Genomic DNA, 13,180 nt, shown 5'->3' with positions numbered 1-13,180 from the left:
TGAAATGGCCGACGTTTCCTTGCGTAAGGTGGTCAAGCGTTACGACGATGTCGAAGCCGTGCGCGGCATCGATCTCGACATTGCCGATCACGAGTTCATCGTGCTGGTCGGCCCCTCCGGCTGTGGCAAGTCGACCACGCTGCGGATGATCGCGGGCCTCGAGGACATCAGCGACGGCGACATCATGATCGGCGGCGACGTCGTCAACGACGTGCCGCCGAAGGACCGCGACATCGCCATGGTGTTCCAGAACTACGCGCTCTACCCGCACATGACGGTCGCGGAGAACATGTCGTTCGGGCTGCGCCTGAAGCATTATCCCAAGGCCGAAATCAAGGCGCGGGTGACGGAAGCCGCCCGCCTCCTCGACATCACCGACCTGATCGACCGCAAGCCGAAACAGCTTTCGGGCGGCCAGCGCCAGCGCGTCGCAATGGGACGGGCCATCGTGCGCAACCCGAAAGTCTTCCTGTTCGACGAGCCGCTGTCCAATCTCGACGCCAAGCTCCGCGTGCAGATGCGGATCGAGATCAAGAAGGTGCACCAGAAGGTGCGCACCACCACGGTCTACGTCACGCACGACCAGGTCGAAGCGATGACGCTGGCCGACCGCGTCGTGGTGATGAACAAGGGGCGCATCGAGCAGATCGGCACGCCGAACGAGCTCTACCACAAGCCGGCGACCCGCTTCGTCGCGGGCTTCATCGGCTCGCCGGCGATGAACTTCATCCCGTGCCGTCTCGAGGATGCCGGCGGCACGCTCCAGATCCGTCTCGCCGACCGCCTTGCCTTCCCGCTGCCGCCGGCCCGTGCCGCGCGCTACAACGCGCTGCCGCGCACCGAGAAGCTGCTGCTCGGCCTGCGGCCCGAGCATCTCACCGAGGCGCACGCGCATCTGGAGCCGGGCGTCGAGACCTTCGACACCGTGCTCGACGTCACCGAGCCGATGGGAATGGAGACGCTGGTTTATTTCGGGCTCGAGGGCACCCCGGTCTGCGGCCGCGTCAATCCCAATGCCGGCGCCAAGGATGGGGCACCCATGCGCCTGGCGATGGACCTCAACAACATGCACCTGCTAAATGAAGAGACCGGCGTCGTGTTGTGACGCCATCTCAACAAGCGTAAGGCAGGCAGGGGAGCGATGGCGACCAACAAGAAGAAGATTTTCGTTACACAAACCTTGTCGCAAGGGGCACGCGCCCTCCTCACCCAGCGGGACGATATCGAGCTCGTCGAGTTTGCGAACCTGATCTCGGCGAAGGACTTCGAGGCGTTGTTGAAGAGCCATGCCCCCGTCCACGGCGTGGCCCTCGGCGCCACCGCCTTCGGAGAGACCGAGCTCGAAGCCGCCGGGGACATGAAGGTGGTCACCCGCATCGGCGTCGGCTACGACGCCGTCGACGTGCCCGCCCTCTCCCGCCGCAAGGTGCCGTTGATGGTCGCCGGCAGCGCCAATTCGCCCTCGGTCGCGGAAGCTGCGCTGTTCATGATGCTGACGCTGGCCAAGCGTGCGCAGGAATTGCACTCCTGCGTCAAGGACGGCAAATGGGCCGACCGCCTCGGCATGCTGCCGTTCGACCTCTACGGCAAGACCGTGCTGATCGTCGGCTTCGGCCGCATCGGCAGCCGCACCGCCAAGCGCTGTTTGGCGTTCGAGATGAAGGTGCAGGTCTACGACCCCTACAAGGACGCCGCCGACATCAAGGCCGCCGGCTGCGAGCCCGTCACCGACCTCGACGCCGCGCTCGTGGGCGCCGACTTCGTCACCATCCATTGCCCGAAGACGCCGGAGACCATCGGCATGTTCGACGCTGACAGGATCGGCCGGATGAAGCCTGCATCCTATCTCATCAACACCGCGCGCGGCGGCATCGTGAAGGAGGCTGCGCTGTACGACGCCCTGGTCTCCGGCAAGCTCGCCGGAGCCGGCATCGACGTGTTCGAGGTCGAGCCGCCGCCGGTCAGCAACGCGCTGTTCGCGCTGCCCAACGTCATCATCGCCCCGCACGTTGCCGGCGTCACGGTCGAGGCGGTCCAGCGCATGAGCGAGCAGACCGCGCGCAACATCCTCAGTGTGCTCGACGGCGATCCGATCCGGCAGAACGTCATCAACCAGGACGTGCTCAGCTGAAGGGGCGGTGGGCGGGCGGCCCATCCCGCCCGCCTCCAGGGCGCCAGAAAGCGTCCCATTTTGGTGCAGATCGGGCCCCAACTCAGCCTTAATCAAACGCGCGTAATGGGCTTGAAGCGCGCAGGCAGTGGGACAGACTGGCCCGCGCGCCGAGCTGGAGGATGGCCCTTGGCAGAGATCGACCCGACCGACCACGCGCTGGCGACCATCGCCAGCATTTTGGAGCACCCAGAGCCCCTTCTCGTGGTTCGCCAGACCGAGACGGAAATCGTGGTCGTGGGAGAGCGTGAGCATTTCGCTGCCGACGAGCAAACAACCGTCGACGAGCAGCCCGTTCTCGACGAGCATCCAGCGCTCGAAGACGAACATCCTGTGGTCGAAGAGCAGCCGCTGGTGCCGGAGCACACAGATGCCGACGGCTACAGCAAGGTCGGGCCCGGTCCCATGGTGGCGATCCGTCTCAAATGGACGGTCCATCGCGGCGATGACGGCCAGTACTACGTGCACGAGACCATCGGCGAGCAATCCGTCCCCGTGGTCAGCGGCCCGATGACGAGCGAGGCTGCCGTGCGGTTCGTCGACGCGCAAGAGGACGAATCCCACCGTCGTTTCGAAGAGCTACGCAGCGAGATCGCCGGCCGCAGCTCTCTCGCCGATTACGAGCGCAGGGGCGAAGCATAAGGCTACTGCCTGAGGCCCTTCCACACCTCTCCCCGTCGGGGGCTGGTGGACACCGAGCCCAGCCAACTACGTCCTTCCCAGGAAATCCTTCTTCACGAGCTCGACCCCGGCGTGCCGCAAGAGGTCGTAGGCCGTGGTGACGTGGAAGAAGAATTGCGGGACGCTGAACGCCAGCAGCAGCGTCCGCCCGGTGAAGGGCAGCTCGGTCCCGTTCTTCAACCTGAAGAAGACACTCCGTTCCGCCGCCGCGTCGATCTCGGCGCGCGGCAGGCTTTCGATGAACGCGATCGAGGTTGCGATGCGCGCCTGAAGCCCGGCCATGTCGTGCTCGAGCGCGGGCATCGTGACCGGCTCCCGATCGGCCAGCAAGGCCGAAGCGACCGTGCCGTGGCGGCAGGCTTCGCCGACCTGCTGCGCCAGATCGTACATGTTGGGCGCAAGGCGCGTGCCGAGCAGAACGGTCGGATTGAACTTGCGCGCCTCGGCATAGGCGACGCCCTTGTCGAGCAGGATCGAGAGATTGCGCAAGTACGGCACGAACACGCCGACCGAAGCCTCGTAGATCGAGATCGTCATGCCAGGATTTCCCCATCGTCCGGCGTGTGGTCAAAACCGCCGTCGAACAGCTGCACAATGACAAGCTCGGAATTTCGATCGAAGACGGCCGCTCCAAGAAGATCTATACGGCTCGGTTCGACCAGAGCGATATTTGTTGGCGCCACGCGACATCAGCAGTTGAAATCCCCATTCCAGGTTCGCCTGAACCCGAATTGAGCCGCCTCCTGCTGTCCCCTGCCTCCGCCCAACTTTGGACCGTCTCCGGGCCTATTGAACCCGGAACAGCAGGACGACGACTCATACCCAGACAGTGATCTGGATCACTTTCTGCGATCGAGCCGGCGCGTAAGCGTCGGTCCGGGGACCATCTGTTCAGGAGACGGACATGAGGAAGCTGTTGGCCACGGCCGCATTCCTGTTGGCGAGCACGGCTGCTCAGGCACAGTACACCTTCGAATATGGCGGGCGCACCATCCGCATCGATCCCGACCGGGGCACGGTGCAGATCCCCGGCGTTTACGACAACACCGGCCAGAGCAAGCCGAAGAAGGCCAAGAAGAACGAGCAGGCGCCGCAGCAGGCCACGGTCGACCCGCAGGCGCCGGCTGCTCCGGCGCCAGTAGCTCCCGCTGCCGCGCCGCCCGCAGCCGTGCAGGCACCTGCGGCGGCTGCCGTCGCGCCGCCTCCTGCGCCGCCGCCTCCGGCTCCCCCGGCGGCCGCGACCGCGACCAATACGCCCGCCCAAACCGCCGTGGCTCCGCCGCCTGCACCGCCTCCGGCCCCTACTCCGGTCGAGCAGCAAGCTGCGCCTGCCGCGGCCCCGCCGCCCGCGCCTGCCGCCGCTGCGGCTCCGCCGGCGCCACCCGCTCCGCCTCCTGCCCCCGCTCCCATGAAGGCCGCGGCAGCCTCGCCCGCACCGCCGCCCGCCGCCACGCGCGATCTCAATTCACCGCTCGGCGTCTGGCTTACCGAGGAGAAGGAAGGCAAGGTCCGCATCGAGCAATGCGGCACCAACCTCTGCGGCTATTCGGTCGATTCCAAATCGAACCAGAACGGCGAGCAGGTTCTGATCAACATGAAGCCCGGCAAGGACCAGAAATGGTCCGGCCGGATCCTCGATCCCAACTCCGGCTCGACTTACGATTCGACCATCGCGATGAAGGGCACCGACCGCTTGCGCGTGCAGGGCTGCGCCTTCGGCGGCATGTTCTGCGGCGGCCAAACCTGGACGCGGGTGAACTAGGATCCGGTTTCGACCTTCCGATTGAAGAAGGGCCCGCGACGCGGGCCCTTTGCTTTTGCCACGCTGCCGTTGCGACGTGCGCGACCTCACAGTGCGCAGTCCGCACGTGAGGCCCCTCACATCGCCGGTTCCGAAGCGCGTGCCATGATCCCCGCATGGTCACTCACAGGGGCGTGTCATGAACGGCTTTCCCAAAGGTCTCTTCGCCATCCTCGTCGCCATCGCCTTCCCGCTCGCGCAGGCTGATGCTGCGACGAGCACTTTCGACGGCACATGGAATGTCCGCATCGCCTCGTCGAGCGGAACCTGCGGCCACGGCGCCACGGTGGCGATCGGCATCAACAACGGCCAGATCGCCTCGAGCAACGCGGCCGTGACGGCATCCGGCCGCGTCGCCGACGCCGGCAGCATCAACGTCACCTTGAGCACCGGTATCAAGCGCGCCGTCGGCTTCGGCCGGCTCAGCGGCAGTTCAGGTTCGGGCACCTGGCGCGGGGCCATGTGCACGGGCACCTGGACGGCGGAGAAAATGTAGGTGCCGTGTCCCGGACGCGGTGCAGCGTGTAACGCTGCGCCGCAGAGCCGGGATCCAGTGCTCTCACTGGTACGAAGACTTTGGGCCCCGGCTCGGCGACGCATCGCCAAAAGCGATGCGTCTTGTCCGGGGCACGTCAGTCAGCCGATAGCCGCCCCATACTCCGCGTCCGTGACCGGCTCCAGCCAGGTCGAATAGACGCCGTCGAGTGCTTCCTGCATGGCGATGTGGCACATGCCGTTGGTCGGCGATGCCCCGTGCCAGTGCAGTTCGCCCGGGGGAATCCAGACGGTGTCGCCGGGACGGATCTCTCTGACAGGCCCGCCCTTCGACTGCACGCGCCCGACGCCGGAGATGACGTAGAGCGTCTGCCCGAGGGGATGATGATGCCAGTTGGTGCGGGCGCCCGGCTCGAACGCGACGCGCGAGCAGTTCAGCCGCGCCGGCGCGGGCGCCATGATGACGGGGTCCTGCCACACGGCGCCGGTGAAGTTTTCCTTGGGCGCGCGGCGGGTAGGCCGCGTGCCTGCAACTGTGATCTCCATGGGGTCCTCGCTCCTGTTACTTCTTGCTCGCGGCGTAGCGCGCCTTGGTCTCGGCGTTCATGGGATAGAGGCCCGGCAACGCCGCGCCGTTGTTCACCTCGTTGACGATCCAGGCTTCCATCCGCTCCTGCTCGACGCCCTCGTTGAGCACGTGCTCGAGCATCGCCTGCGGGATCAGCACGCAGCCGTCCTGGTCCGCGACCACGATGTCGTTCGGGAATACGGCGACGCCGCCGCAGCCGATCGGCTCGCCCCAGCCGACGAAGGTCAGGCCCGCAACGGAAGGCGGCGCGGCATAGCCGTCGCACCACACCGGCAGATTGGTGCCGAGCACGCCCTCGACGTCACGCACCACGCCGTCGGTGACGAGCGCGGTGACGCCACGCTTGACCATGCGCGCGCAGAGGATATCGCCGAAGATGCCGGCATCGGTGATGCCCATGGCGTCGACCACGGCGATGCATCCTTCCGGCATCGCCTCGATCGCGGTGCGGGTCGAGATCGGCGACGACCAGGATTCCGGCGTTGCCAGATCCTCGCGCGCCGGCACGAAGCGCAGCGTGAAGGCCGGTCCCACCAGGCGCGGCAATCCCGGGCGCAGCGGCCGCGCGCCCCGCATCCACACATTGCGCAGGCCCTTCTTCAGCAGGACCGTGGTGATGGTGGCGGTAGTGATGCCGGCGAGGGTCTTGCGGGCTTCGGGGGACAGCGACATGGACGAGAACGAGCTCCGAGGTGCGAGACAGAACGCGCGCATCTTGCGAGCCGCAAGCCTTGCGTCAAGGGCCAAGAGGCTCGCAATAACGCAGGGCCGCCAGCCTATTATGCCACGCGATAACAAGGCTTTATCACATGCCCCTGGATTAATTTATTGGACTTGCGGGCGCATTTACGCGAAGCAGGACAAAGCGGAACTCGAACACCCGGGGGCCGCACTCCTCTGAAGCCCGAATTCGACAGCGCTCTGACAGCTCAATGGCCGCGACGCTTTCCCCGCCCCGCCTTCTGCCCAGTGGCGACAGCGCCGTCACGGTCGAATTCAGCCGCACCATCGATGACATCGCCAACCAGCGCGTGCTGGCGCTGGACAAAGCGCTTGCGGCGAGCCCGATCAAGGGTATCGCCGAGACCGTGCCGACCTATCGCTCGCTGCTGGTCCACTACGATCCCGGCCTGATCGGGTTCGACGCGCTCGGCGACGAGTTGCTCGCGCTCGCCAGCCGGCCGCTGCCCCCGGCGACGAAGGCGCGCCGCTGGCGTGTTCCCGTCGCCTATGGCGGCGAGCACGGCATCGACCTCGAGGACGTCGCCAAGACGCTGGGCACCACGCCGGACGACATCGTCATCAGGCATTCGGGCGGCGATTACAGGGTCGCCATGATCGGCTTCACGCCGGGCTGGTCCTATCTCAGCGGCCTCGACAAATTCCTGCACATGTCGCGACGGCAGTCGCCGCGGCTGCTGACGCCGGCAGGCACCATCTCGATCGGCGGCGTCCAGGCCGGGATCCAGTGTCTCGCCGCGCCGAGCGGCTGGCACCTGCTCGGCCGCACGCCGGTCAGGACCTATCAGCTCCACCGCAATCCGACTTTCCTCACCGAACCCGGTGATCGCGTGACGTTCTTCGCCATCGACCACAAGACGTTCGAGGAGATGGACCGCGCCGCGGAAGCCGGCGAGATCGTCGCCGAGCAGGTGGACGCATGAGCCGGCTCGTCGTCGCCAGCATCGGCCCTGCCAGCTCGGTTCAGGACGGCGGCCGCCTTGGCGCGCAGCGCTACGGTCTCACAGTGAGCGGCGCGATGGACCGGCTGTCGCTGGCCGCGGCGAACACGCTGGTCGGGAACGAGCCGTTCGCGGCCGCAATCGAGATCGGCCCGTTCGGCGCCTCCTTCACCGCGCGCGAGGGCGCCGTGCGCCTGGGAATCGCAGGTGCGCCGCGCAATGCAGACGTCGCCGGCCATCCCGTCGCGATGGACACGTCAGTTACGCTGAAGGACGGCGAGACGCTGACGCTGGGCTTTGCCCGCGGCGGCGCCTTCACCTATCTCGCAATCGAAGGCGCCATCAAGGGCGAGCCTGTGTTCGGCAGCCTCGCCGTGAATGCGCGCGCCGGTCTCGGCAGCCCCTACCCGCGCCCGCTTCAGGCGGGCGATGCATTCACGGTCGATGCTGCAAGCGGTGCGAGCGAGCTGCGCATCGAGTTGCCCAAGCCTGCGGCCGGCCCGATCCGCGTGCTGCTGGGCCCCCAGGACGACGAGTTCGACGAGGCCAACAAGGCCCTGTTCCTGGATAGCGAATGGAAGATCTCGGCGACCTCCGATCGCATGGGCTACCGGCTCGAAGGTCCCGCGATCAAGCATCTGCACGGCCACAACATCGTCTCCGACGGCACCGTGAACGGCAGCATCCAGGTGCCCGGCAACGGCGCGCCGATCGCGCTGATGATGGACCGCGGCACCTCCGGCGGCTATCCGAAGATCGCAACCGTGATCACGGCCGACATCGGCCGCCTCGCCCAGACTTCGGCGGGCACCGCGTTTCGTTTCAAGGCGGTCAGCATGGCCGAAGCGCAGGACGAGGCGAGGAAGTTTGCGCAAGCGATCCGCAGCCTGCCCGATCGCCTGCGCTCCTCCGACACCGTCGCACTCAACATCGCGGCGCTCAGCGATGCTAACGTGGCGGGCTATGCGGTCAGCGCGGTCGATGCCGGGACGTGGCAGGTCACGGCGAAGCCGTAAGCGACAACAAGACCAGAGGCGGAGAGCAACCCATGAAGACAGTCGATCTGAATTGCGATCTCGGCGAGGGTTTTGGCGCGTGGGAGATGGGCAACGATGCCGCCATGATCGAGCTCGCAAGCTCGGTCAACGTCGCCTGTGGCTTCCATGCCGGCGACCCCGACATCATGCGCCGGACGGTGGAGCTGGCGAAAGCGCGCGGCGTCTCGGTCGGCGCCCATCCCGGCTATCGCGACCTGCACGGCTTCGGGCGGCATCCGATCGCAGGGCTCAAGGCCTCCGAGATCGAGAACCTCGTCGCCTACCAGATTGGCGCCTTGCAGGCGATCGCGACCGCGGCCGGCCACAAGGTGACGCATGTGAAGGCGCATGGCGCGCTCTCCAACGTCGCCTGCGAGGACGACATGACCGCGAAGGCGATCGCCGCCGGCATCAAGGCGGTGGATCCCAGCCTGATTTTCGTCGTGCTCGCCAATTCGAAGCTGGTGAAGGCCGGCGAAGACGCCAATTTGCCGATGGTGCACGAGGTGTTCGCCGACCGCGCCTATGAGGACGACGGCAATCTCGTCTCGCGCAAGAAGCCGGGCGCGGTGCTGCACGACGCCAAGGCGATCGCCGAGCGCGTGGTGCGCATGGTGCAGGACGGCGCGGTGGTGTCGGTGACGGGCAAGGTCATCAAGATGCGCACGGATACGGTGTGCATCCATGGCGACACGCCCGGCGCGGTCGAGATCGCGCGCGGGGTACGGCAGGCGTTGAAGGATGCGGGGATCGCGGTCGCGCCGTTCAAGCACGGGTGACGCGTCGTAGGGTGGATTAGCGGAGCGTAATCCGCCACGCCTCAGCGAATGCGGTGTGAAGTTGGTGGGTTACGCCTTCGGCTAACCCACCCTACGCAGCCACATCAGAACGGATGCACCGAGAGTGTCCCGAACACGATCGCCGCGATCACCGCAAAGGCGCTGTACATCGCGACGTGATGCAGGCTCGCCCCGGTCCGCCGCGAGAGCGAACGGGCGTAGAAGTGCAGCCTGGCTTCCGCCGATAGTTCGCGCATGGTCGATCTCCAACGCCCCATTTGCGGGAGTATGAAGGATCAACCAGGGCGGGAGGCAAGATGCCCGGAGAAATAGCGATGAGCTTCTTCAAAGAAGCGCCGTCGCAGATGCATTTTCTCCCCACCGGCAGATTCCGGAGAACTTCATTCGCTAAAATCCGAGCCAACCGGAACCGTCTCGAATGACGACGGTGTGGCGGTCAGTACACGTCGGCCTGGAATCGGCCGGACTTCTTGAGTTCGGCGATGAAGCTGACGGCCTCGTCTGTCGAACGCGCGCCGAACTGGGCGACGATGTCGACCAGCGCGCGCTCGACGTCCTTGGCCATGCGCTTGGCGTCGCCGCAGATGTAGAGATGCGCGCCTTCGGCGAGCCAGGTCCACAATTCGCGGCCGACTTCGCGCATGCGGTCCTGCACGTAGAACTTCTTCTCGCCGTCGCGCGACCAGGCCAGCGACAGGCGCGTGAGCACGCCCGATGTCTTCATGGCGTTGAGCTCGTCCTGGTAGAAGAAATCGCAATCGCTGCGCTGATGGCCGAAAAACAGCCAGTTCTTGCCCGGTGCGCCCGTCGCCTTGCGGTCGAGCAGGAAGGCGCGGAACGGCGCGATACCGGTGCCGGGGCCGATCATGATGATCGGCGTCTTCGGGTCCTGCGGCAGGCCGAAATTGTGCGCCTTCTGCACATAGACCTTGAGCTTCTCGCCCTCCTTGATGCGCTCGCCGAGGAAGGTCGAGGCAACCCCGAGGCGCCTGCGCTTGCCGATGACGTAACGCACGGAGTCCACCGTCAGCGACAGCTTACCGGGCGTGGCATTGTGCGACGACGAGATCGAGTAGAGCCGCGGTTGCAGCGGCTCCAGCGCCTCGACGAAGGCCTCCGGATGGGGCCGCGTGCCGGAGAATTTCTGCAGTGCCGCCATGACGTCCATCGTCGCGGCATCGCCATCGGGATCTTCGCCCTGCGCCAGCGCCCGCGCCTTCTCACGCGCCGCGCCGCCTGTGATGAAGGAGATCAGCTCGAACAGCGTGTCGGGCGCCGGTGACAGCGAGACGTCGTCGATCAGCACCTCGCGTAGCGTCTTGCCGTTGACCTCAGTGGTGTGGGAGGCGCCGAGCAGCGCGATGACCTGGTCGACGAGGCCGAGCTCGTTGCGCGCGAACACGCCGAAGGAATCGCCGACCACGTAGTCGAGCTCGCTCGCGGAGAGATCGAACTCGACGTGATATGTTTCCTTCTCCGACTTGCCCTTGTTGAGCAGGCGGCGCGACAGGAAGGTCGCCTCGGTCGGATTGTCGCGCGAGCGGCCGGGCTCTGCGATCGTTACGGTCACGGCCGGCGCCGGAGCGCCAGTCTTCTCGGCGATCTTGTCCGCCGTCTTGGCCGCGGGCGTCTTATCCAGTTCCTCGTACAGCGACTTGAGCATCCGCGCGGTTTCCTTGCCGCCGGGGACGCAGAGGTTGAGCCGCGCTTCGCTGCGGCTCGCGATCGCTTCCGAATAATCGTGGCAATTGTAGCCGCACTGGCCGCAATCCTGCTGCGCCATCGCCGCCATCATCTTGCGGCGGACGGGGCGGCCCTCGGCCAGCTTCATCCGCTCGGCGATCGGCATGGTCTGGTCGTGCCAGGGGGCCTCGCCGTCGTCACCGTCACCGGCCTGCATGACGGCAGCACCCTGCTCCGCCGACAATGGTGTTGCGACGTCGGGCGACAGCAGTCCGGCGAAGAAGCCGTTCAGCCAGGAACGCTGCGCATCGGAGAACGGTGCGCTGGGTGGGATGATGTCGAGCTTTGGCGGAGGGGTGATCTGGTTCATGCGGACACCTGTGCATCGGCAAGCTTGCGCAGCGTTTCGCCGTCATGGCGGCGCGCAAAGGAGAGGAAGGTTTCATCGGGCGAGGCGCGATGGGCGAGATAGGCCTTGAGCAGTCGTTCGACCGTCTTCGGCGCGTCCTCGGCCTTGAGGTCGTGATAGACCTCCTGCCCGACATCGGCGTCGGGGCCGAACCCGCCGCCGGTGAAGAGGTGGTAGCCCTCGACGGTATCCTCCTCATTGATCGGCACACGCGCGCCGATCATGCCGATGTCGCTGATGTAATGCTGCGCGCAGGAATGATGGCAGCCGGTGACGTGGATGTTCACCGGCTTGTCCATCGCGACGCGCGGCTCGCACCAGTCCCCGATCTCGGCGGCGTCGCGCTTCGTGTTGGCCGCGGCGAAGCGGCAGCCGGCATTGCCGGTGCAGGCGATCAGGCCGGCGCGGATATGCGAGGCCTCGACCGCGAGCCCGATCTGCTTGATAGCCGCGATCGCAAGCTCGACATTCTCGTCGTGCACGCCCGATATCAGCAGGTTCTGCCAGACGGTCAGGCGGATCTCGCCGTCACCGAGGTCGCGCGCGACCTTGGCGAGGCCTCGCATCTGGTCGGAGCTGAGCTTGCCGAGCGTCAGCGACACGCCGATCCAGTTGAGGCCCTCCTGCTTCTGCTTGTGCACGCCGACATGTGCCATGCGATCCGCGGCTGGCCGCGGCGCGAACGCCTCTTCCGGCACGCGCGTGAATGGCGTCTTCAAGCGCTCCTCGACGAGCTTGAGGAAGCCGTCATGGCCCATGGCGTCGAGCACATATTTCAGCCGCGCCTTGTTGCGGTTGGTGCGGTCGCCATGATCGATGAACACACGCACGATCGCGTCGGCGACGGCCGTGGCCTGCTCCGGCCTGACGATGATGCCGGAGTATTTGGCAAAATCCTTGTGGCCGGTGATGCCACCGAGGCCGAGGCGGAACCAGATGCCGGGCTCGACGCCGAACCCGTCCTTCACCTCGTAGGCGGTGAAGGCGATGTCGTTGGTCTCTTCCAGCACCGCGATCTTGCCGGCGCCGTCGAAGGCGACGTTGAACTTGCGCGGCAGGCCGTAGAGCGAGCGGTCGTTGAGGATGTGGAAGTGCCACTCGCGCGCAAAGGGGCGCGTGTCGATCAACTCCTGCGGATCGATTCCGGCCGTCGGCGTTCCCGTCACGTTGCGGATGTTGTCGGCGCCGGAGCCGCGCGAGCACAGCCCGAGGTCCTGGATGCCCTCGATCAGCTTCACGGCATGCTTCGGCGGAATTTCGCGGAGCTGGAGATTGGCGCGCGTCGTGGCGTGGCTGTAGGGGCCGCAGAGCTCGTCGGCGAGATCGGCCAGGCCCGACAGCTGCCAGTGCTTCATGATGCCGTTCGGGATGCGCAGACGGCACATGTAGGAATCCTGCGTCGGCGCGACATAGAAGATTCCGTAGTAGCGCCAGCGGAAATTGTCCGCTGGGTTCGGCGGCGCGTTATCGAGCGCCTGCTGACGCAGCCGCGGATAGGCATCGAAGGGGTGCTCGTCGCGCTTCAGCTTCTCCTGGTCGGCGAGCTTCTTGCCCGACACGATGACCCTGTCCTGCGCCTTGATGTGCACGGCATCGGGACCGACAGGTTCGGAATTCGCCTTGCCGGCACCCGGGCCGAGACCGCGGCCGACGCGGCTGATCTGCAGGCCGGTCGTGAAGCCTTCGAGATAGCGCTTCTGCTCGTCGGTAAAGTCGATTGAGAGCGTTTCGATTTTCATGGTCGGTAACGAAGCTCCTGCGGCCACCAAAGTGGCTTCGACGGGAATTGTGCGATCCGCGGGGAACTCGCCGGCTCAAGAGCCCGCTTCGTCA

Annotated in this window: 14 protein-coding genes; 8 read left to right on the top strand and 6 right to left on the bottom strand. The window is 66.1% G+C overall.

Annotated features, from left to right (window positions below; genetic code table 11):
• Positions 1–4: 4 nt before the first annotated feature.
• The 3 genes from AC3WLX_RS01175 (at position 5) to AC3WLX_RS01165 (ending at position 2,812) form a co-directional block, all read left to right on the top strand.
• The gene (locus tag AC3WLX_RS01175; RefSeq protein WP_492334413.1) at positions 5–1,105 is read left to right on the top strand and encodes an ABC transporter ATP-binding protein; all 1,101 of its coding nucleotides are present in this window, start codon (positions 5–7) and stop codon (positions 1,103–1,105) included.
• Positions 1,106–1,141: 36 nt separating this feature from the next.
• Positions 1,142–2,131 carry a hydroxyacid dehydrogenase gene (locus AC3WLX_RS01170; RefSeq protein WP_492334412.1) on the top strand — a complete coding sequence of 330 codons (990 nt, stop codon included), beginning with the start codon at positions 1,142–1,144 and terminating at the stop codon, positions 2,129–2,131.
• 168 nt (positions 2,132–2,299) lie between these two features.
• Complete coding sequence (locus tag AC3WLX_RS01165; RefSeq protein WP_492334411.1) at positions 2,300–2,812, top strand: hypothetical protein; 513 nt, start codon at positions 2,300–2,302, stop codon at positions 2,810–2,812.
• Between the two features lie 66 nt (positions 2,813–2,878).
• Here AC3WLX_RS01165 and AC3WLX_RS01160 read toward each other — a convergent pair whose 3' ends face one another.
• Positions 2,879–3,376: a DUF1993 domain-containing protein gene (locus tag AC3WLX_RS01160; RefSeq protein WP_492335891.1), complete on the bottom strand. Its 498-nt coding sequence runs from the start codon at positions 3,374–3,376 to the stop codon at positions 2,879–2,881.
• 379 nt (positions 3,377–3,755) lie between these two features.
• Between AC3WLX_RS01160 and AC3WLX_RS01155 the strand changes: the two genes are divergently transcribed.
• Positions 3,756–4,613: a DUF2147 domain-containing protein gene (locus AC3WLX_RS01155; RefSeq protein WP_492334410.1), complete on the top strand. Its 858-nt coding sequence runs from the start codon at positions 3,756–3,758 to the stop codon at positions 4,611–4,613.
• A gap of 178 nt (positions 4,614–4,791) precedes the next feature.
• A complete protein-coding gene (locus tag AC3WLX_RS01150; protein WP_492334409.1) occupies positions 4,792–5,148 on the top strand; it encodes a hypothetical protein in 357 nt (118 codons plus the stop codon).
• Positions 5,149–5,288: 140 nt separating this feature from the next.
• On the opposite strand, the gene AC3WLX_RS01145 is transcribed toward AC3WLX_RS01150, so the two are convergent.
• Together AC3WLX_RS01145 and AC3WLX_RS01140 are read right to left on the bottom strand one after the other, a co-directional pair.
• Entirely contained in the window at positions 5,289–5,693 is a 405-nt protein-coding gene (locus tag AC3WLX_RS01145; RefSeq protein ID WP_492334408.1) for a (R)-mandelonitrile lyase, read from the bottom strand.
• A 16-nt stretch (positions 5,694–5,709) separates the two neighbouring features.
• Positions 5,710–6,408 (bottom strand): ribonuclease activity regulator RraA, encoded by a 699-nt coding sequence (locus AC3WLX_RS01140; RefSeq protein ID WP_194475873.1) that lies wholly within the window; start codon positions 6,406–6,408, stop codon positions 5,710–5,712.
• Positions 6,409–6,668: 260 nt separating this feature from the next.
• On the opposite strand from AC3WLX_RS01140, the gene pxpB reads away from it, so the two are divergent.
• Genes pxpB through AC3WLX_RS01125 form a run of 3 tightly spaced genes read left to right on the top strand, consistent with a single transcriptional unit; the run spans position 6,669 to position 9,234 of the window.
• Entirely contained in the window at positions 6,669–7,400 is a 732-nt protein-coding gene (pxpB, locus tag AC3WLX_RS01135) for a 5-oxoprolinase subunit PxpB (RefSeq protein WP_492334407.1), read from the top strand.
• Positions 7,397–8,434 carry a 5-oxoprolinase subunit C family protein gene (locus AC3WLX_RS01130; protein ID WP_492334406.1) on the top strand — a complete coding sequence of 346 codons (1,038 nt, stop codon included), beginning with the start codon at positions 7,397–7,399 and terminating at the stop codon, positions 8,432–8,434. Before pxpB ends, AC3WLX_RS01130 begins: the two co-directional genes overlap by 4 nt.
• A 32-nt stretch (positions 8,435–8,466) precedes the next feature.
• Positions 8,467–9,234, top strand: coding sequence for a LamB/YcsF family protein (locus tag AC3WLX_RS01125; RefSeq protein WP_492334405.1), 768 nt, complete (start codon positions 8,467–8,469; stop codon positions 9,232–9,234).
• Between the two features lie 104 nt (positions 9,235–9,338).
• Here AC3WLX_RS01125 and AC3WLX_RS01120 read toward each other — a convergent pair whose 3' ends face one another.
• The 3 genes from AC3WLX_RS01120 to AC3WLX_RS01110 form a co-directional block, all read right to left on the bottom strand.
• The gene (locus AC3WLX_RS01120) at positions 9,339–9,491 is read right to left on the bottom strand and encodes a hypothetical protein (protein WP_275520394.1); all 153 of its coding nucleotides are present in this window, start codon (positions 9,489–9,491) and stop codon (positions 9,339–9,341) included.
• 200 nt (positions 9,492–9,691) lie between these two features.
• Positions 9,692–11,308, bottom strand: coding sequence for a sulfite reductase subunit alpha (locus AC3WLX_RS01115; protein ID WP_492334404.1), 1,617 nt, complete (start codon positions 11,306–11,308; stop codon positions 9,692–9,694).
• Positions 11,305–13,086: a NirA family protein gene (locus AC3WLX_RS01110; RefSeq protein ID WP_492334403.1), complete on the bottom strand. Its 1,782-nt coding sequence runs from the start codon at positions 13,084–13,086 to the stop codon at positions 11,305–11,307. Before AC3WLX_RS01110 ends, AC3WLX_RS01115 begins: the two co-directional genes overlap by 4 nt.
• Between the last annotated feature and the right edge of the window lie 94 nt (positions 13,087–13,180).

This window comes from Bradyrhizobium sp. FW305-F6 (genome assembly GCF_058782905.1).
This window is presented reverse-complemented; position numbering and strand designations above follow the sequence as displayed.